The sequence below is a fragment of the Streptomyces sp. NPDC111606 genome (genome assembly GCF_055656945.1).
In genome coordinates this window covers 1,331,962-1,349,594 of sequence record NZ_JBVKBY010000001.1, presented here as the reverse complement: position 1 = coordinate 1,349,594, position 17,633 = coordinate 1,331,962, and the positions used below count along the sequence as shown (strand labels likewise).

Annotated in this window: 23 protein-coding genes; 6 read left to right on the top strand and 17 right to left on the bottom strand. The window is 71.5% G+C overall.

Annotated elements, in window-relative coordinates; all coding sequences use genetic code 11:
• The first annotated feature begins 12 nt into the window (after nt 1-12).
• Both ACZ7M7_RS06130 and ACZ7M7_RS06125 read left to right on the top strand, forming a co-directional pair.
• On the top strand, nt 13-636 hold the full coding sequence (locus ACZ7M7_RS06130) for a GNAT family N-acetyltransferase (RefSeq protein WP_472113226.1): 624 nt from the start codon (nt 13-15) through the stop codon (nt 634-636).
• A 101-nt stretch (nt 637-737) separates the two neighbouring features.
• Complete coding sequence (locus ACZ7M7_RS06125; RefSeq protein ID WP_451171163.1) at nt 738-1,316, top strand: RBBP9/YdeN family alpha/beta hydrolase; 579 nt, start codon at nt 738-740, stop codon at nt 1,314-1,316.
• A gap of 15 nt (nt 1,317-1,331) precedes the next feature.
• Here the strand turns inward: ACZ7M7_RS06125 and ACZ7M7_RS06120 are convergent, their stop codons facing one another.
• The 3 genes from ACZ7M7_RS06120 to ACZ7M7_RS06110 form a co-directional block, all read right to left on the bottom strand.
• Nucleotides 1,332-2,132: a sugar phosphate isomerase/epimerase family protein gene (locus tag ACZ7M7_RS06120; protein WP_472113222.1), complete on the bottom strand. Its 801-nt coding sequence runs from the start codon at nt 2,130-2,132 to the stop codon at nt 1,332-1,334.
• A 96-nt stretch (nt 2,133-2,228) separates the two neighbouring features.
• Complete coding sequence (locus ACZ7M7_RS06115) at nt 2,229-3,161, bottom strand: bifunctional helix-turn-helix transcriptional regulator/GNAT family N-acetyltransferase (protein ID WP_472113219.1); 933 nt, start codon at nt 3,159-3,161, stop codon at nt 2,229-2,231.
• Nucleotides 3,162-3,432: 271 nt separating this feature from the next.
• The gene (locus tag ACZ7M7_RS06110) at nt 3,433-4,029 is read right to left on the bottom strand and encodes a dihydrofolate reductase family protein (protein WP_383631153.1); all 597 of its coding nucleotides are present in this window, start codon (nt 4,027-4,029) and stop codon (nt 3,433-3,435) included.
• A 225-nt stretch (nt 4,030-4,254) separates the two neighbouring features.
• Here ACZ7M7_RS06110 and ACZ7M7_RS06105 point away from each other — a divergent pair, with 225 nt between their 5' ends.
• Entirely contained in the window at nt 4,255-5,052 is a 798-nt protein-coding gene (locus ACZ7M7_RS06105) for a DUF4389 domain-containing protein (RefSeq protein ID WP_383609202.1), read from the top strand.
• Nucleotides 5,053-5,106: 54 nt separating this feature from the next.
• Here ACZ7M7_RS06105 and ACZ7M7_RS06100 read toward each other — a convergent pair whose 3' ends face one another.
• Complete coding sequence (locus ACZ7M7_RS06100; RefSeq protein WP_383609339.1) at nt 5,107-6,156, bottom strand: LacI family DNA-binding transcriptional regulator; 1,050 nt, start codon at nt 6,154-6,156, stop codon at nt 5,107-5,109.
• Nucleotides 6,157-6,447: 291 nt separating this feature from the next.
• Here ACZ7M7_RS06100 and ACZ7M7_RS06095 point away from each other — a divergent pair, with 291 nt between their 5' ends.
• From ACZ7M7_RS06095 to ACZ7M7_RS06085, 3 genes are read left to right on the top strand one after another with little or no spacing between them, the layout of a single operon-like run.
• The gene (locus ACZ7M7_RS06095; protein ID WP_383609205.1) at nt 6,448-7,605 is read left to right on the top strand and encodes a Gfo/Idh/MocA family protein; all 1,158 of its coding nucleotides are present in this window, start codon (nt 6,448-6,450) and stop codon (nt 7,603-7,605) included.
• Entirely contained in the window at nt 7,602-8,753 is a 1,152-nt protein-coding gene (locus ACZ7M7_RS06090) for a dihydrodipicolinate synthase family protein (RefSeq protein WP_472113215.1), read from the top strand. The genes ACZ7M7_RS06095 and ACZ7M7_RS06090 overlap by 4 nt, the downstream gene beginning before the upstream one ends.
• Complete coding sequence (locus ACZ7M7_RS06085; protein ID WP_472113212.1) at nt 8,750-9,580, top strand: sugar phosphate isomerase/epimerase family protein; 831 nt, start codon at nt 8,750-8,752, stop codon at nt 9,578-9,580. The genes ACZ7M7_RS06090 and ACZ7M7_RS06085 overlap by 4 nt, the downstream gene beginning before the upstream one ends.
• A 147-nt stretch (nt 9,581-9,727) precedes the next feature.
• On the opposite strand, the gene ACZ7M7_RS06080 is transcribed toward ACZ7M7_RS06085, so the two are convergent.
• The 13 genes from ACZ7M7_RS06080 to ACZ7M7_RS06020 form a co-directional block, all read right to left on the bottom strand.
• Entirely contained in the window at nt 9,728-10,129 is a 402-nt protein-coding gene (locus ACZ7M7_RS06080; protein ID WP_383609213.1) for a gas vesicle protein K, read from the bottom strand.
• Nucleotides 10,113-10,370: a gas vesicle protein gene (locus ACZ7M7_RS06075; RefSeq protein WP_383609216.1), complete on the bottom strand. Its 258-nt coding sequence runs from the start codon at nt 10,368-10,370 to the stop codon at nt 10,113-10,115. The genes ACZ7M7_RS06080 and ACZ7M7_RS06075 overlap by 17 nt, the downstream gene beginning before the upstream one ends.
• Nucleotides 10,367-11,185, bottom strand: coding sequence for a GvpL/GvpF family gas vesicle protein (locus tag ACZ7M7_RS06070; RefSeq protein WP_472113209.1), 819 nt, complete (start codon nt 11,183-11,185; stop codon nt 10,367-10,369). The genes ACZ7M7_RS06075 and ACZ7M7_RS06070 overlap by 4 nt, the downstream gene beginning before the upstream one ends.
• Nucleotides 11,182-11,679 carry a gas vesicle protein gene (locus ACZ7M7_RS06065; protein WP_472113206.1) on the bottom strand — a complete coding sequence of 166 codons (498 nt, stop codon included), beginning with the start codon at nt 11,677-11,679 and terminating at the stop codon, nt 11,182-11,184. The genes ACZ7M7_RS06070 and ACZ7M7_RS06065 overlap by 4 nt, the downstream gene beginning before the upstream one ends.
• 64 nt (nt 11,680-11,743) lie before the next feature.
• A complete protein-coding gene (locus tag ACZ7M7_RS06060; protein WP_472113203.1) occupies nt 11,744-12,961 on the bottom strand; it encodes an SRPBCC family protein in 1,218 nt (405 codons plus the stop codon).
• Complete coding sequence (locus ACZ7M7_RS06055) at nt 12,954-13,541, bottom strand: ABC transporter substrate-binding protein (protein WP_472113201.1); 588 nt, start codon at nt 13,539-13,541, stop codon at nt 12,954-12,956. Before ACZ7M7_RS06055 ends, ACZ7M7_RS06060 begins: the two co-directional genes overlap by 8 nt.
• Nucleotides 13,542-13,585: 44 nt before the next feature.
• On the bottom strand, nt 13,586-13,852 hold the full coding sequence (locus tag ACZ7M7_RS06050; RefSeq protein WP_383609231.1) for a gas vesicle protein GvpG: 267 nt from the start codon (nt 13,850-13,852) through the stop codon (nt 13,586-13,588).
• Between the two features lie 21 nt (nt 13,853-13,873).
• Nucleotides 13,874-14,587: a GvpL/GvpF family gas vesicle protein gene (locus ACZ7M7_RS06045; protein WP_472113198.1), complete on the bottom strand. Its 714-nt coding sequence runs from the start codon at nt 14,585-14,587 to the stop codon at nt 13,874-13,876.
• A gap of 8 nt (nt 14,588-14,595) precedes the next feature.
• Nucleotides 14,596-15,084: a gas vesicle protein GvpJ gene (gene gvpJ, locus ACZ7M7_RS06040; protein WP_383609342.1), complete on the bottom strand. Its 489-nt coding sequence runs from the start codon at nt 15,082-15,084 to the stop codon at nt 14,596-14,598.
• A gap of 115 nt (nt 15,085-15,199) precedes the next feature.
• The gene (locus ACZ7M7_RS06035; protein ID WP_472113195.1) at nt 15,200-15,532 is read right to left on the bottom strand and encodes a gas vesicle protein GvpO; all 333 of its coding nucleotides are present in this window, start codon (nt 15,530-15,532) and stop codon (nt 15,200-15,202) included.
• A 63-nt stretch (nt 15,533-15,595) separates the two neighbouring features.
• The gene (locus tag ACZ7M7_RS06030; protein ID WP_451178548.1) at nt 15,596-15,982 is read right to left on the bottom strand and encodes a DUF937 domain-containing protein; all 387 of its coding nucleotides are present in this window, start codon (nt 15,980-15,982) and stop codon (nt 15,596-15,598) included.
• Nucleotides 15,983-16,226: 244 nt separating this feature from the next.
• On the bottom strand, nt 16,227-16,616 hold the full coding sequence (rbsD, locus tag ACZ7M7_RS06025; RefSeq protein ID WP_472113192.1) for a D-ribose pyranase: 390 nt from the start codon (nt 16,614-16,616) through the stop codon (nt 16,227-16,229).
• Nucleotides 16,616-17,602 carry a ribokinase gene (locus ACZ7M7_RS06020; RefSeq protein ID WP_472113189.1) on the bottom strand — a complete coding sequence of 329 codons (987 nt, stop codon included), beginning with the start codon at nt 17,600-17,602 and terminating at the stop codon, nt 16,616-16,618. Before ACZ7M7_RS06020 ends, rbsD begins: the two co-directional genes overlap by 1 nt.
• Nucleotides 17,603-17,633: the final 31 nt, after the last annotated feature.

Here is a 17,633-nt window from a genome sequence, read left to right as displayed (position 1 = left end):
GGGGGTCGCCGGGTGAGTTTCCAGCTGGAGGGGCCGGTCCTCGAGGGCGCTCTGGTGCGGCTGGAGCCGCTGGAGCACCGGCACGCGGCCGATCTGGCGGTCGCGGTCGAGGAGGGCCGCGGAAGCTACTCGTTCACATGGGTGCCAAGGGCCCATGAGGTCGGGGACTACATCGACGCGCAGCTCGCCCGTGCCGCGACGGGGCGGCTGGCGCCGTACGCGCAGGTGTCCGTCGCCTCGGGGCGGGCCGTCGGCGCCACCTCGTACTGGGAGCCCCGCTGCTGGCGCTCCGACGATCGTCTCGACGCCGTCGAGGTCGGGTTCACCTGGCTCGCCCGCTCGGCCCAGGGCACCGGCATCAACGCCGAGGCCAAGCTGCTGCTCTTCCGGCATGCCTTCGAGGAGTGGGGCGTGTCCCGCGTGGACCTGAAGACGGACGCCCGCAACGAGCGCTCGCGTGCGGCGATCGAGAGCGTGGGCGCCCGCTTCGAGGGCGTGCTGCGGAACTGGTCGCGCTCCTGGGCGCCGGGGGAGGAGGGGCGGTTGCGGGACTCCGCGATCTTCTCCGTCACGGCGGGGGAGTGGCCGGAGTGCCGGGGGCGGTTGGAGGCGAGAGTCGCCGGGTTCTTGCCGTAGCGCCGGCGTTCTTCCTGTCGGAGAGCTGGGCGTCGCCGTCCCTCCCCCCGGCGGACGCCGGTACTGGACCGTCAGGGCGGTGATCGGAAACCATCGGCCTCATGACCGCCTACCTCATCCTCCACGGCTGGCAGAACCACCGCCCCAAGGACCACTGGCAGCACTGGCTCGCCGACCGGCTCGGTGAGTTCGGGCACCGGGTCGTCTATCCGCAGCTTCCCGAGCCGGACGACCCCGACTTGGAGGTCTGGTTGGGGGAGCTGGGGCGGCATCTCGATGGGCTCGACGGCGGGGCGGAGCGGGTCGTGGTCGCGCACAGTCTGTCCGCGGTGCTGTGGCTGCACGCTGCCGCGCGCGGGATGCCGGGGCTCGACGTGGACCGGGCGCTGCTCGTCGCCCCGCCGTCCGGCGCCGTGCTCGCCCGGCACCCGGAGGTCGCCCGATTCGCCCTGCCGTCCCTGGAGTTCACCCTCCCCGGCCCGACCCGCCTGGTCGCCGGCGACGACGACCCGTACTGCGAGGAAGGCGCCGACACTCTCTACGGCAGCCCCCTCGCCGTCCCGACCGACATCCTCCCGGGCGCCGCCCACCTCGACCTGGACGCCGGGTACGGGCCGTGGCCCGCCGTGCTGGGCTGGTGCCTCGACCCCACGGCGCCGATCATGGCCCGTCCGGAGTAGCGCGGGCGCCGGCTGCTACGCCGACTCGTTGAGCAGCCGCGCCAGATGGTCCCGTCCCGTGCCGAGCAGTTCGGGAAGCGGCGCGGCCTCCTCGTACCACCGCTTCTCGTACTCCCAGCACAGCCAGCCGTCCCAGCCGTGCCGGGAGAGGACCTCCACGCACTCGGCAAGCGGCAGCACCCCGGTGCCCAGCGGCAGCGGGGTGGTGTCCTCGGCGGAGGCGATGTCCTTGACCTGGACGTAGCCGAGGTACGGGGAGAGGGCCGCGTAGCTCTCCGAGGGCTGCTCGCCGCCCAGCCAGGTGTGCATGACGTCCCACAGCGAGCCGACGTGGCGGTGGCCGACCAGGCCGAGGACGCGGATCGAGTCGGCGGCGGTGCGGTGCGAGTCGTGGGTCTCCAGCAGGATCCGTACGCCCATGTCGGCGGCGTGCTGCGCGGCCGTACCCAGCCGTCGCGCGGCGATCGCGTCCGCCGACTGCGGGCTCTGCTCGGGGTCGGCGCCGGGGAAGACGCGGACGTACGGAGCGCCGAGGTCGTGGGCGAGATCGACGAGGGTGCGGATCTCCTCGATCACGGGCCCGTCGTCACCGGGCGCGGCGACCCGGACGTACCCGGCCAGGCCCAGGAGCTCGACGCCGGCGGCCTTGAACTCGGCGGCCACGTCGGCCCGTTCGGCGGGGCCGAGCCCCGTATGCACCGGCTCCTCGGCGTGCGTACGCAACTCGACGCCGTGATAACCGTGCGCGGCCGCGAGCCGCAGCACGTCGGGGACGGGGAGACCGGGGACGCCGAGGGTGGAGAACGCCAGTTTCATGCATCCCACCTTGCCAGGGAAAAGAGGGTGCGCCCATCCGGCAGGCGGGCCGGGGGACGCTCCGGATCTGTCACCTCCTGCCCGCCGTACGGGACCTCACTCCTGCGTGCCGTGGAGATCCAGGCGCCAGTCCTGCCCGGTCAGGTCCTTGCCGAAGGAGCGGTGGGGTTTCTCGGCGGACAGGACGAAGCCGTGGCGCTGGTAGAGGCGGCGCGCGGCGGCCAGGACGTCGTTGGTCCACAGGACGAGGTCGCGATAGCCGACGCCGCGCGCGAAGTCGACGACGGCCGAGATGAGCCGGTCGCCGATGCCGAGGCCGCGCGCGGCGGGCTCGACCAGCAGCAGCCGCAGCCGGGCCGTGGCGGGCGCCTCGTCGCGTACGCACATCACGCAGCCGACCGGCCGGCCGTCCAGCTCGGCGATCCACACCCGCTCCAGATGCGGATCGTGATCCTCCGCGAAGTCCGCGACGATCCTCGCGACCAGCCCCTCGTAGTCGGCGTTCCAGCCGTACTCGGCGGCATACAGCGCGGCGTTGCGCTGGACGATCCAGCCGAGGTCGCCCGGGCCGGGCTCGCGCAGCAGGACGTCCTCACGGCGAGGAGGGCGGCCGTCGGACAGAATCGTACGGACCGTCGTCATCGCCTCGGCGAGGCGCGGCCGTTCGGCGGCCGACACGGTCGCCAGCAGCGAGCCGACCGATTCGGTGGCCCGTTCCTCCAGCAGCTTGCCGGTCTCCCGGCCGCGCGCGGTGAGTGTGACGCGCCGGCGCCGCGGGTCCTCCCGGGAGGGGGTGCGCTCGATGAGCCCGTCCTGCTCGAACTTGTTCAGGATCCGGCTCAGATACCCCGCGTCCAGGGAGAGTTCGGCTCGCAGGTCGGCCGCGTCCGTACGCGGGGAGTGCGCGAGCTCGTACAGGACGCGGGATTCGGTGAGGGTGTACGGGGCGTACAGGTGCCGGCTGTAGTCGAGGGCACCGATGACGTTGGTGTAGAAGCGGTTGAAGGCGCGGATGTCATGCACGGTCATGGTCGATCCCGAAGGCTCCCAGCGGGGCCGCCGGGCCCCTGGTTCCGGATGTTTGACTCAGTCAGAGGTTTTCGCTGAGTCGAGCCTAGGACGTCCGCGCCCTCGTCGCCAGGGCCTGTCCGTCGGATCATGCGGGCGTCGCGGGGCCCGGCACGCCCCTCTGCCGCGTTGTCGTCGGTCGCCGCGCCTTGCAGCGGCACGCACCGGGCTCCGCTCACCTGCGTTGACGAGGTGCCGTTCCTTGCAGCCGGCCTGATCCTCCGGACGGGCCTTAACCCTCGGTGGCGGGCCGGAAGACGCACACCTGCGCGCCGGTCTTGGCGGCGGTGGTGGAGACGAGTTCCAGCGGCCGCTTCCCCCCGTCCCGCGGAAAGATCGACTTCCCGCCACCGAGCAGCACCGGCATCACGATGAGCTGCAGCTCGTCGACCAGCCCCTCCTGGATGAGGGTCCGTACGAGGGTCGGGCTGCCCATCATCGCCAGGTCGCCGCCCTCCGCCTCGCGCAGCTCCCGCACCCGGGCGACGACCTCGGCGCCGGGGATGAGGGTGGTGTTGTTCCAGGTCAGGTCGGCATCGGTGAGGGTGCCGGAGACGACGTACTTCTTGATCGAGTTCATCCGGTCGGCGAAGGGGTCCCCGGCCCGCTCCGGCCACGCCGCGGCCATGGTCTGCCAGGTGCGGCGCCCGAAGAGCAGGGCCTCGGCCTTCTGCATCCCCGCGTCGAAGGCCCCGCCGAGGACCTCGGCGTCGAAGTACGGATGCGACCAGCCACCGTGCGCGAACCCGCCGTCGGTGTCCTCCTGGGGACCGCCGGGGGCCTGGACGACGCCGTCGAGGCTGATGAACTCGGTGATGGCGATGCGCATGGGATTCGCTCCTGTTGTCCGCTCGGGTGAGCCGGTGATTACGGCAGGGAAGACCGGAGTGGGGCCCGGAAATCATCGGTGGGTCGAGTCAAGACGCGGAACCGGGCATTCGGCAGGGGTCGTGGGCGGGTTACCTCCGTTTGGGCCCGTGCAGGGCGCGGGAGCTGCTGAGCCGCCGCAGCATGGTCGTGTCAGGCGGCATCATCGGCACGACTGGGAGTCTTCATGGCGACGGGCTGGGATCCGCAGGCCGCTCACGGTGACGAGCGCGGTGAATGGCTGCCCGTCCTCGACATCCCCGCTGTCGCACGGCAGCGGCGCTGGACCGTCCTGCTGCGCTGGCTGCTGCTCCTGCCGCAGTTCGTGGTGGTCTGGCTGCTCTCCATCGCGGCGTTCTTCGTGACCATCGTCGGATGGTTCGCCGCCCTGTTCACGGGACGGCTGCCCGACGGGATCTTCCGCTTCCTCGGCTCGGTCCTCGCCTACCGGACCCGGGTCGGCGCGAGCGCGATGCTGCTGGTCGACCGTTACCCGCCGTTCTCGTTCTCGGCTCCCGGATACCCCGTGCAGATCGAACTGCGCGCCACGCCGCTGAATCGGCTCGCGGTGTTCTTCCGGCTGATCCTGATGATCCCGGCGGCCATCATCAACAACCTCGTGCAGGCAGGCTGGTTCACGGTGGGCTGGGTGTTCTGGCTCATCGGCATCGTGCTGGGACGACTGCCCGCGCCGGTCTTCGCCGCCACGGCCGCCGTCGCCCGCTACCAGATGCGTTTCACCGCGTACGTCACGATGCTGACCCCCGCCTATCCCAAGCGGTTGTTCGGCGACGAACCGACCCCGCAGGACGAGGTCCGCTCCGGCACCCGGCCGCTGCTCCTGGACACCGCGGCCACGGTCCTCGTCGTGCTCTTCCTGCTGCTCGGCCTGGCCGGCCATGTCGTCAGCGGCACCGTTGACTACGACGACCACGACCAGGCGGCCGACGGCGTCACGGCGCCGGCTGCGGTGCCCGCACGCTGAGCGGTTCCCCCGGCACCCGATTCCCGGTGCCGCCCAGGCGCTCGCACGGCCGTCTCAGGCCCCCCGAGGCCCCCCGGAGGACCCCCGAACCATCAACTCCCCCCGGATCGTGGCGATCTCCCCGAGCGGCGGCTCCTCCCGCCCCATCGCGATCCGCCCGGCCCGCGCCCCCGCCTCCGACAGCGGCAGCCGCACGGTCGTGAGGGAAGGCACCGTGTCGAGGCTGAACGGCAGGTCGTCGAACCCGGCCACCGAGACGTCCTCCGGGATCCGCAGCCCGGAGTCGCGCAGTGCCGCGCAGGCGCCCAGGGCGACGGAGTCGTTCGCCGCGACCACGGCGGTCAGTGAGGGGTCCCGGCGCAGCAGTTCCAGCGTCGCCTCGTATCCCGACTGCCGGTCATAGCGGCCGTGCACCGTCCACCGGGGGTCCTCCTGTATGCCGTGCGCCTCCAGTGCCGCCCGGTGACCCTCCAGCCGGTGCCGGGTCGTCGTCCGCTCCTCCGGCCCCGCGATGTACCCGAGCCGCCGGTGCCCCAGCCCGATCAGGTGCTCGGTCAGTTCACGCCCGCCGCCGCGGTTGTCGAAGGTCAGCGCGATCGCGCCGGTGTCCGGCGCCGGCGGCCGGCCGCAGAGCACGACCCGCGTCCCGGCGTCCGTCAGCTTCCGCAGTTTCGCCGCGACCGCGGCCGCGTGCGGCGCGTCCTCGACGGCACCGCCGGTCAGGACGACAGCCGCGGCCCGCTGCCGCTGCAGCAGTGTCAGGTACGTGAGTTCGCGCTCCGGTGAACCCCCCGTGTTGCAGACGACCGCCAGCCGCTCACCGCCGGCCCGGCCGCCCGGCCCCCCGATCTCGGACTGGATCGCGCTCGCCATGATCCCGAAGAAGGGGTCGGCGATGTCGTTGACCAGGATGCCGACCAGGTCGGAGGTGGCGGCGGCCAGCGCGCTCGCGGGACCGTTCAGCACGTAGTCCAGCTCGTCCACCGCCCGCAGCACCCGCTCCCGGGTGGACGCGGCCACGGGGTAGTTGCCGTTCAGCACGCGCGACACCGTCGCGGGGGAGACCTGGGCGCGGGCCGCCACGTCCGCCAGGGTCACCGTCATCTCGTCGTCCTCCGGTCGCGCATCTCGTCGTACCACCTCGTACGTGCTCACAGACAGGCCTGCCTCCTCGTAGACAGGTCATCCGCGGTCACGGTTCCGTGTATGTCGAGCAGACCTTACGGCCAGAAACCCGAGTTGTTCGTCCCCTCGAACAACTCAACCCGGTCACGGTCTTGTCCGGAGCGCTGCTCAGAGGCTAGCTTCTCCTTATGTAGAAAGCGCTTGCTGCGACGCTCACCAGTGAAAGGCGAGGGCGTACGCGGCGCAGACCCCGCGTACGAAGGGAACGACGTGACACGCAAGACGGTGCGTATCGCTATGAACGGCGTGACAGGGCGCATGGGCTACCGCCAGCACCTGGTCCGCTCCATCCTGGCCATCCGTGAGCAGGGCGGGCTCGACCTCGGCGACGGCACCGTGCTGTGGCCGGAGCCGGTCCTGGTCGGCCGCCGTGAGTACGCCCTGAAGGCGCTCGCCGAGCGGCACGGCCTGGACGCGGACAACGTCTCGACGGACGTCGACGCGGTGCTCGCCGACCCGGCGGTCGAGATCTACTTCGACGCCCAGGTCACCTCGGCCCGCGAGGAGGCGATCAGGAAGGCGATCGCCGCCGGCAAGCACATCTACACCGAGAAGCCCACCGCCACCGGTCTGGAAGGTGCCCTGGAACTGGCCCGTCTCGCGGGCGAGGCCGGCATCAAGCACGGCGTCGTCCAGGACAAGCTCTTCCTCCCGGGCCTGCTGAAGCTCAAGCGCCTCATCGACGGGGGCTTCTTCGGGCGGATCCTCTCCATCCGCGGCGAGTTCGGCTACTGGGTCTTCGAGGGCGACTGGCAGGCCGCGCAGCGCCCGTCCTGGAACTACCGCGCGGAGGACGGCGGCGGCATCGTCGTCGACATGTTCCCGCACTGGGAGTACGTGCTGCACGAGCTCTTCGGGCGCGTGAAGTCCGTGCAGGCCATCGCCACCACCCACATCCCGCAGCGCTGGGACGAGAACGACAAGCCGTACGACGCCACGGCCGACGACGCCGCCTACGGCATCTTCGAGCTCGACGGCGGCGCCATCGCCCAGATCAACTCCTCCTGGGCCGTACGCGTCAACCGCGACGAACTGGTCGAGTTCCAGGTCGACGGCACGGAGGGCTCCGCGGTCGCGGGCCTGCGCAACTGCCGCGTCCAGCACCGCTCCCTCACCCCGAAGCCGGTCTGGAACCCGGACATCCCGGCCACCTACTCCTTCCGCGACCAGTGGCAGGAGGTCCCGGACAACACCGAGTTCGACAACGGCTTCAAGGCCCAGTGGGAGCTGTTCCTCAAGCACGTCTACGCCGACGCCCCCTACCACTGGGACCTCCTCGCCGGCGCCCGCGGCGTGCAGCTCGCCGAGCTGGGCCTGAGGTCCTCGGCCGAGGGCCGCCGTATCGACGTACCGGAGATCCAGCCGTGACGATCCGACTGCCCGACTTCAAGGGCGGGTTGCGGGCGTACGAGCCCCGCCCGGAACCCCTGGTGGTGACCCCCGGCACCCCCTTCACCTCCCGTACGGTCTTCTCCGCGGCGCACGTCGTCGCCGACCCGTACGCCGACGTGTCGCCCGACTCGCCCGCCGCCGTCGACTGGGACGCCACCCTCGCCTTCCGCCGCCACCTGTGGTCCCACGGGCTCGGCGTCGCCGAGGCCATGGACACCGCCCAGCGCGGGATGGGCCTGGACTGGGCGGGCGCGGCCGAGCTGATCCGCCGGTCGGCCGCGGAGGCCCGTGCCGTGGGCGGCCGTATCGCCTGCGGTGTGGGCACCGACCAGATCGCCGCGGGGACTCTCGAGGAGGTCCGGGCGGCGTACGAGGAGCAGCTCGCGGTCGTGGAGGAGTCGGGCGCGCAGGCGATCCTGATGGCCTCGCGCGCGCTGGCCGCCGCGGCGAAGGGTCCCGAGGACTATCTGGAGGTCTACGGCCACCTGCTCCGGCAGTGCGCCGAGCCGGTGATCCTGCACTGGCTGGGCCCGATGTTCGACCCGGCCCTGGAGGGCTACTGGGGCTCGTCCGACCTGGACGCGGCCACCGGCACCTTCCTGGAGGTGATCTCGGCCCACCCCGACAAGGTCGACGGCATCAAGGTCTCCCTGCTGGACGCCCAGCGCGAGATCGATCTGCGGCGCCGTCTCCCGCAGGGCGTCCGCTGCTACACCGGGGACGACTTCAACTACCCCGAGCTGATCGCGGGCGACGAGCAGGGCTTCAGCCACGCCCTGCTCGGCATCTTCGACCCGCTGGGGCCGCTGGCGGCCCAGGCGGTCCGGGTCCTGGACACGGGCAACACCGAGGGCTTCCGCGAACTCCTGGACCCCACGGTCGAGTTGTCCCGCCACCTCTTCCGGACGCCGACCCGCTTCTACAAGACGGGCGTGGTCTTCCTGGCCTGGCTGGCCGGCCACCAGTCCCACTTCACCATGGTCGGCGGCCTCCAGTCGGCCCGCTCCCTGCCGCACTTCGCCCACGCCTACGAACTCGCCGACGGACTGGGCCTGTTCCCCGACCCGAAGCTCGCGGAGGAACGGATGAAGAACCTGCTGTCCCTGTACGGGGTGGACCGGTGACCGAGCTCGCGCGTTTCTCCATCAACCAGATGACGGTCAAGCAGCTGTCGATGCCGGAACTGGTCGGCACCTGCCGCGAGTTGGGCGTCGTCAATGTCGGCCTGTGGCGGGAGCCCGTCCAGGCGTACGGCCTGGAGGCGACGGCCAAGCTGGTCCGGGACGCCGGCCTGACCGTCACCACCCTGTGCCGCGGCGGCTTCTTCACGGCGATCGACCCGGCGGAGCGTGCGGCGGCCCTGGACGACAACCGCCGCGCCGTCGACGAGGCGGCGACGCTCGGCACGGACGTACTGGTCCTGGTGTCCGGCGGCCTGCCGGCCGGCTCCAAGGACCTGCACGGCGCCCGGGAGCGGATCGCGGACGCGCTGGCGGCGCTCGGCCCGTACGCCGAGGACCACGGCGTGAAGCTGGCGCTCGAGCCGCTGCACCCGATGTACGCCTCGGACCGCTGCGTGGTCTCGACGCTGGCCCAGGCCCTGGACCTCGCGGAACGCTTCCCGGCCCACCAGGTCGGCGTCACGGTCGACACGTACCAGATCTGGTGGGACGACAACGCGCCCGCACAGATCGCCCGGGCAGGTGCGGGCGGCCGTATCCACACCTTCCAACTCGCCGACTGGACGACCCCGTTGCCACAGGGCGTGCTCAACGGGCGTGGTCAGATCGGGGACGGGGCGATCGACATGCGGGAGTGGCTCGGTTACGTGGAGGCGGCGGGCTACACCGGCGCCATCGAGGTCGAGCTGTTCAACGACGCCCTGTGGGCGCGCGACGGCCGCGAGGTGCTGGCGGAGACGGCGGCGCGGTTCGTGGCGCACGTGGGGTAGCGCGGGGTTCGGCGGGGCGCCGACGGCTTTCGGGCCGTCGGCGCCCCGCCGAACCCAGGAACTCACCGTCCGCATCGGGGACGACGACACCTGGGAGTGGTCCTCGACGCTCCCGACCTCACGCCGGCCAAGCGGTGACGGGGCAGCTCACGGCGGAGGGAGCAGGGTGCCCAGGGGTCCCAGGTCGAGGTTGAGGTCCTCCAGGGTGAGGTCGTAGCGGTCGCAGAGTTCGGTCATGCGGTCGTGGAGGAGCATCAGGGTGAGGCCGAGGCGTTCCTCCTGGTCCTCGGTCAGGTTGCCCTCGTCGACGCGGTGCAGGGCCTGGCGCTCCATCAGCTGGCGCAGGAGTTCGACGATGGTCAGGACCAGCTTGACCAGGTCGCGCTCCACGGTGTCGGGGTCGGCGTGGAGGCGGCGGGCCGCGGACCGTCCCGCGGGCGGTGATGCCATGTCGTCCGGGCTCGCGGGCAGCAGCGAGAACGCCCGGTGAGCGGCCTGCGCGACCTCGCGCAGCCGGTCGGGGGACGGGCGGTCAGCCGGGCTCGTCACCGGGGCCGCCGTACTCCGTGGGCGTCCGGTCCTGCAGGACGGGCGTCCACTGCTCCTCCATCTGCTCGCGGATGGCGATCACCACCGCGCGCAGCGAGATCCGTACCAGGTCGATGTCCGCGATGGACAGCACGACATCGCCGGTGAGCACCACTCCGCCGCTCAGCAAGCGGTCGAGCAGGTCGATCAGCGCGACCTGGCGTCCGGCCAGCGGGCGGTCGTCGTCGTAGTACTCGGTCACCGTCGTCGCGCCCCTTCGGCGGGAGTTGCGAAGGAGTACGGCGCCCACGGGCCGGTGACCTCCACCCGTACCCCGGGCAGGTCGTCCGCGGCATGCAGCATCCGCTCGCGGAACTCCGCGGCCAGGTGGCGCGGTACCAGGTAGGCGTCGTTGGCCAGGTTCTCGCCGCGGGCGTCGGCCAGGGTCCCCTGCTGCGGGCGGTGCCGGGAGCGCTCAACAGCGAGACCACGCGCCCGTTCCTCGGTGCGGCGCACGGCCTCCTCGGCGGCGCGCCGGGTGTCCTCGTGCGCCTGGCGGTGCTGTCGGCGGGTGCGCAGATACGCGCGTCCCGGAGCCGCGTCGGCGGTGGACGAGCCCGGTGCCGCGGACGGGGCCGCCGACTCGGAGGCGGGCGGCACCTCGGCGTACACCTTCACGCCCCACTCCACGTGGGCGTCGAAGCGGTCGAGCAGTTCGGCGAAGGCCTCCTGACGCTCACTCAGCATCTGCTCGACCCGGCTCTCGTCGAGGTACACCGTGGCCAGCCGCAGCGGGAGGACGGTCACCCGGGCGGCCAGCGTCTCGATGACGAGGTGGTGGGCGCGGGCCGTCGACTCCAGCCAGTCGAGGTCCTCCAGGCGCGACTTCAGGGCCGACTCCGAGAACTCCTCCCCGGGAACCTCGCTGACCGCGGCCGCCAGCGCGCCCGAGCGGACCAGGGTGACGGGAGCGCCCGCCACCCCGCGGAGGCCGGCCAGGTGCGCCTCCGTCGCCTCGGCCGCCGCGCCGGGCGAGCGGACCACGGCGTACGTGTAGCTCAGCTGCTGTCCGGTCATGACTCCCGGTCCTCGGAGTCGTCCTTCCTGCGCCGGGTGCGTCGGGGTTCGGCGGTGGGCTCGCGTTCCGCGGCACGCGACCGGCGGCGATCGCCCGAGCCGCGTTCGGGCAACTCGCCCGCGGACTCCGCCTTCTCGACGTTTTCGGCCTGTTCGGCCTTCTCCACCTTGCGGCGCAGCTCCTCCACCTCCTCACGCAGGCGCTCGTTCTGCTCCTTCAAGCTGTGCCGCTGGTCGGCCCGGGAGGACAGCGCGGGGTCGTGCTCCCACCAGTCGATGCCGATCTCCTTGGCCTTGTCGACCGAGGCCACCAGGAGACGGAGCTTGATGGTGAGCAACTCGATGTCGAGCAGGTTGATCTTGATGTCGCCGACGATGACGATGCCCTTGTCGAGCACGCGTTCAAGGATGTCGGCGAGGTTCGCGCTGGATCCCTGGCCGCCGTACGGAGACAGCGCCGGGGATGTGGAGCGGCTGGGGACGGGCTCGGTCACGGCGTACTCGACCTCGTTTCCCGGAAGCACCCACGGTCACTCCCGGCCGCGCGCTCGGCCACGGTCAGACACGGCGGCGGCGCTTGGGGCGGGGTTGCTCGTCGGTGTCGTCGTTGCGGGCGTCAGGCTCTCGGTCTTCGTCCTCTTCCTCGCCCTCGTCCTCTTCCTGGCCTTCCTCCCAGTCGTCCTCGGCGCGTTCGTCGTCGTCCTCTTCCTCGTCGTCGTACCGGTCCTCGGGCTGCTCGTCCTCGTCGAACTCCTCGTCCTCTTCCTCCTCCTCGTCGTACTCGTCCTCGGGCTCCTCCTTCTGATCGGCCCGGCCTTCCTCGGACTCCTCGCCTTCGTCCTCCGCCGCCTCGACCTCCTCCGGCTCGCGGACCACCTCGCCCTCGCGGATCTCACCGCGCCAGCTGCCGGTGGCCTCCCCGCGCATCATCACGAAGGTGCGGTAGAGCTTCAGGTCGAGCCGGGCGCGGCGGCCCTGGGACCGCACCCAGCTCCCGACCTTCTCCACCGGCCCCTGCGGGAAGTACCGCAGGACGAGCAGCACTTTGGTGAGGTTCTCCGTGATCGGGTGGAAGGTGACGACGCCCTGTGTGGTGCCGCGCTCCCCGCTGGACGTCCAGGCGATGCGCTCGTCGGGCACCTGTTCCGTGATCATGCCGCGCAGCTGCCGTTTGGACTTGCCGACCTTCATGTGCCACCTGGTCGTGGTGTCGTCCTGCTGCTCGACGCTCACCACGCCCTTGGCGAACCGGTCGAACTCCTGGAACTGCGTCCACTGGTCGTAGGCCTCGCGCACGGGCACGCCCACGTCGATGTCCTCGATGATGGTGAGCCCCTTGCCCATGCTCTGCGGGTCGTTCCCCGGGCCCTTGTCCTGGCCGGAGTCGGTGTCCGCGTCGTCGCTCTGCCCGGACCCATGCCCGGTGGCCTCCTTGGCCTTGCCCACCACCGTGTCCTTGGCGTGCGAGGCCGTCTCCTTCGCGTGGGAGGCGGTCGAGGTCAACGCGCCCACGCCCGACGGCAGATGCGCACCGAGCTTCTTGCCGCCCCGGGCAACTGCGTGCGTCAGCCCGCGCGGGCTGACGTGGGCCTCACCCAGTCGGCGCGCGCCCGCGCCGAGCCGGTCGCCCATACCCTCCAGCAGCATCTGGAGGCGGGCCTCGATGTAGTGCTCCAGCTCGTCCTTCAGCCGGTTCGTGCCCGACACCTGCTCGTCGGGCTTCGCCTTGGTCCCCGTACCGCCCGAGCCGCGTCCCGTCGCCCTGCCCTCAGCCATCGTCCTGCCTCCTCGACCGCGCGCCGCCGCTGCTGCTGCCCGAGCGGCTCTGTGACGTGGAGGTCTTCCGCTTGCGGGGCTGTTCCGCGTCCTGCTTCCCGGACTTGCCGCTGCCGCCGCCCTGCGTCTTGCCGCGCCCCGAGCTTCGGGACGTCTCCGACCGGGCCTTCTGCCGGGACTGCCGCGACTTCTCCGGGGACTTCGCCCGGGGCTCCTCGCCGTTCTCCTCGTCCTGCTCCTCGTCCTGCTCTTCGTCCGGTTCCTCGTCCGGTTCCTCGTCCTGTGCGTGCGCCCTCTCCTGCAGCCCGGACGTGCGTCGGTGCACGGCGTCGGCCAGGTTGTCGGCCTTCGCGCTCAGGAGGGTGGTCGCGGCCGCCTTCCCCGCGCCGGTCAGTTCGGAGCGCACCTGGTTGGTGAGGGTGTGCACGAACGGGGACTCCTGGAGGGCCTTGCCGACCTGCCCGGGGTTCATCCGCGAGCCCGCGAGCAGCGCGCCGAGACCGAGGGCGAGCTTCGCCTTCTTGGACCGCCCCAGCAGATAGCCGCCCAGCAGGGCCGTGCCGATCTTGGCGTTGTTCATGGCCTTGCCTCTTTTCCTCACTCGAGCGACCCGCGACCCACGCGTCACGGCCCAGGAGACTGTCCGCCCTGTCGCAGCCGGTAGGCCCTGATCTCCTCCAAGCGATTCAGCAGTGCCTCCTCCTGCCGGGCGAACTCCTCGTCGTCGATACTGCCCTCGTCGAGCGCCCGCTCGAGATTCACGAGCGCCTCCTGCACGGGGGTCGGGTCGTAGTACTCGTCCTCGGCGGTCTTGACCACCTTGTCGAGCACCCAGCCGACGCCCCGGACGGGAGCGAACGGCAGCGTCAGAATCCCGGTGACCAGTCCCACGGCACCTCCTCGGGCCTCACGTCAGACGAAGCTGTACGGCGGCAGGGGGCCCCGCAGCCGCAACTCCACGCCTTCGCCGTAGCGTTCGGCCAGTTCCCGGCAGGTCCGGCCGAACTCCTCGAACTGCTCGTCCGCCACGAGGAACGACGCGCTCACGAAGTACTGCTTCGACGCCGGTGCGATCTGCTCGGCCGAGGCGAGCGGCCGCAGTGCGGCGAGAATGTCCTCGGCGAAGGCGTTCTCGCGGCCCTGCACCTCCTGGGCCACCACCTGGCCGAGCGCCAGCCGGTCCTCGTAGGTCCCGCCGCCCTCGCGGGTCCGCTCGTTCAGCTCACGGGCCTGCGGGCTCTGCTCCAGGACGGCACGCAACGAGGTGTCCTCGTCGAGGACGCCCTTGACATTGAACTCCGCCTGCCCGGCGAGCTCGTCCAGCCGCTGCGCGAACAACTGCGCCCGCTCCTCCAGGACGCCGCGTACGGCCTCCTCGTCCGCGGCGACGAACCCGAAGCTGAGCGGCAGCGTGGCGCCGTCGGCCCACAACCGCTCCTGGACGTCGTTGTGCGCCTGCAGGTCCCGGCGGTCGACCGAGAGGTCGTCCGGGGCCTCGCTGACGACGGCACACAGGGAGTCGCCGCGCACCACGCGCACCTCACCGGGCGGCTCGCCCACGCCCTTGACGTCGCTCAGGTCGAGGGGGTGCGAGTCCTTGGTGATCGCGTACACATACACGGACATCGGCTCGCTCACTCCTCCCGGTCCCGTGCGGCGCGGCGTTCCGAACGGCGTTCGGAACGCTCACGCCGGTTGTCGCGCGCCGGCCTGCGCTCCCGCTCGTCGTCCGTGTCCTCGTCCGCGGCTTCGTCCTCGTCACCGTCGCCCTTGAAGGAATCGGTGATCGCCTCGACCGCGCCCGACAGCGCCCCTTTGCTCTTGCCGCGTGCCCCGCTCTCGACGGAGCCTCCGACGAGGTCGGTCAGCTGCGCGGGCGACTTGCTGCCCGACTCCAGATCCAGCCGGTTGGTTGCCTCGGCGAAGCGCAGATACGTGTCGACACTGGCCACGACCACCCGCGCGTCGATCTTCAGGATCTCGATGCCTACCAGGGACACCCGCACGAACGCGTCGATGACCAGGCCCCTGTCGAGGACGAGTTCCAGCACGTCGTAGAGGTTCCCCGAGCCGCCTCCGGCGGCGCCGGGGACACCGCCGCCGCCGTTGCCCTGTGGCACCACAGTCACGGTGTCTTCCCTTCCGGCTCGGCTTCCGGTGAAATCAGCAAAATCCGACTTCCCGGGGAATCTCCGATAAAACCGGCTTATCAGAGATTCCTGGCGAAAGGGTCATTGCCTAGCGGTGATCCGGCCTGTCCACCTGCGAGCGCGTGTAACGACGCCCGCGCTTGTACGACACCAGCTGCCCCTCCCGGTCCAGAACCACCTGGTAGCTGGCCATCACGCTGGTCGTCTCGGGAATGCGTTCCAGTTCCACGACCTCGACGTCGGCTTCCCAGCCCTGATCCGTCGGCTTCAGCGAGGAAACCGACTCGGGAGCCCTCCCCAGCAGCTCACTGAGCTGTTCCATCGCGGACCGTATGGCATCGGCGGCGGACATCCGCGCCCCGTCGGGCGCCTGCCGTGAGGAGGAACGTGCCTTGCGCGGCTCGCGATCGCTCGTGATCATTCACCTTCTCGCCCTGACTCCTCAATCATCGGCGTCGCGGACAGCCCACGCGACTTCTCGCGCCTACCTGCCGGCCGCCCGCTTCGTGAGCACCGCCGGCACCACCGGAACCAGCATTTCCACCACCCGGGACACGGCGTCCTGGGGCAGGCCCGTCCTGCGCGCCACCGCGTCCGCGACCGGCTCGGCCTCCTTGGCCAGCAGCCCGGCCATGAGGCCGCCGGTCGCGAAGCCGCCCACGGTGGCCACGCCGGTGAGCGGGGCGTCGTGCGGCGTCGCGACGGCCTCCGCCTCGCCGGACAGCGCCGCCACCGTCGTACCGACCATCTGCCGGGCCCCCGCCTCGTCCGTGCCCAGCAGCCCTGCGATGTCCCCGATCCGGCGGTCGCCGAGCTCGTCGAGCACGTCGTCCTGGAGGGACGTGAGGGGGTTTGCATCTACCTCTGACATGTCTGAAACGCTACGACTGTCCCGGTTCCCTGGCGCGCTGAAGACAGTCCGAAAAAAATTCCGCGGAGACCGTGCAACCCTTCCCGCACCTCGCCGGTCGTACTTGGCATCAGGACTCTTGGAGGGGGATCTGGGGGGATCGCGGGGGTTCTGATGGGGAGGGAAACCCGAGGGGCCCGGTCGACGGACCGGGCCCCTCGAAACGTTCCTGGGAACTTTGGAGCTCTCCGGAACTCGAAGCGTCCTAGAAAAAGACCCCGCAGCGCAGCAGCACATTTGCGTACGGCCGCGCCTCGCCGGTCCGTACGACCAGCCGCGCCCCGGCCGACAGCTCCTTGAGCCGCTCGTGCGTGACCAGCCGCAGTTCGGGAAACTCCCCGTCCAGCAGCGTGGCCGCCGCGGGGTTCGCCTCGCGGATCTCCTGCGCCGCCGTCGCGCCCTCCACCACCAGCTCGGCCAGCAGGCCGTCCAGGACCTCGGCGAACGACGGCACCCCGGCACGGAAAGCCAGGTCCACGACCCGCGGGCCGTCGGGTATCGGCATGCCCGCGTCGCACACCAGCACGCCGTCGCCGTGGCCAAGCTCGGCGAGGGCGCCGGAGAGGTGGCGGTTCAGGATTCCGGCACGCTTCATCAGGACTCACCCTGCGAGGACGCGCCGGACGCGCCGTCCGACTCCCTGCCGGGGGTCCGGGGGGCGTCGCCCAAATCGGCACGGCCCAGTGCTTCGACCTCCGCCGCCGTCGGGAAGGACACCTGTGCGCCCTCCCGCGTCACGGCCACCGCGCCGACCCGGGCCGCGTACGCCGCCGCCTCGGCAAGGGACGCGCCCGTGCCGAGCCGCCTCGCCAGCGCGGCCGTGAAGGCGTCGCCCGCCCCCGTCGTGTCCACCGCGTCCACCTTCACGGACGGAACCCGCGTCACACCCTTGGCGGAGGCCACCAGAGCGCCCTCGGCGCCCAGGGTCACGACCACCGAGCGGGGCCCCTTCGCGAGCAGGATCCGCGCCCAGTCCTCGGGGGTGTCGCCCACCGCGGAGTCGCCGAGGATCACCTTCGCCTCGTGCTCGTTCACGATCAGCGGGTCGCACGCCGCCAGCACCTCGGCCGGCAGCGGGCGCGGCGGCGAGGGGTTCAGCACGAAACGGCTGCCGTCCGCCAGGCTGCGGACCACCTCGACGACCGTCTCCAGCGGGATCTCCAGCTGGACCGACACCACCCGCGACGCCTGGAAGAGGCTCGCGGCGGCCCGTACGTCCTGCGGGGTGAGCCTGCCGTTGGCTCCCGGCGAGACGACGATGCTGTTGTCCCCGGACGGGTCCACCGTGATCAGCGCGACGCCGGTCGGCGCGCCGCCGACCAGGACGCCCACCGTGTCGACGCCGGACTCCCGCTGCGAGTCGAGCAGCAGCCGGCCGTGCGCGTCGTCGCCGACCCGGGCCAGCAGGGCCGTACGGGCCCCGAGCCGGGCGGCCGCGACGGCCTGGTTCGCGCCCTTGCCGCCCGGGTGGACGGCCAGATCGGAGCCGAGCACGGTCTCGCCGGCCCCCGGCCGACGCTCGACGCCGATCACCAGGTCGGCGTTGGCCGACCCTACGACCAGGAGGTCGTAGTCGTACATGAGGTTGCTCCCCTGATAGGTCCCCGTGGTG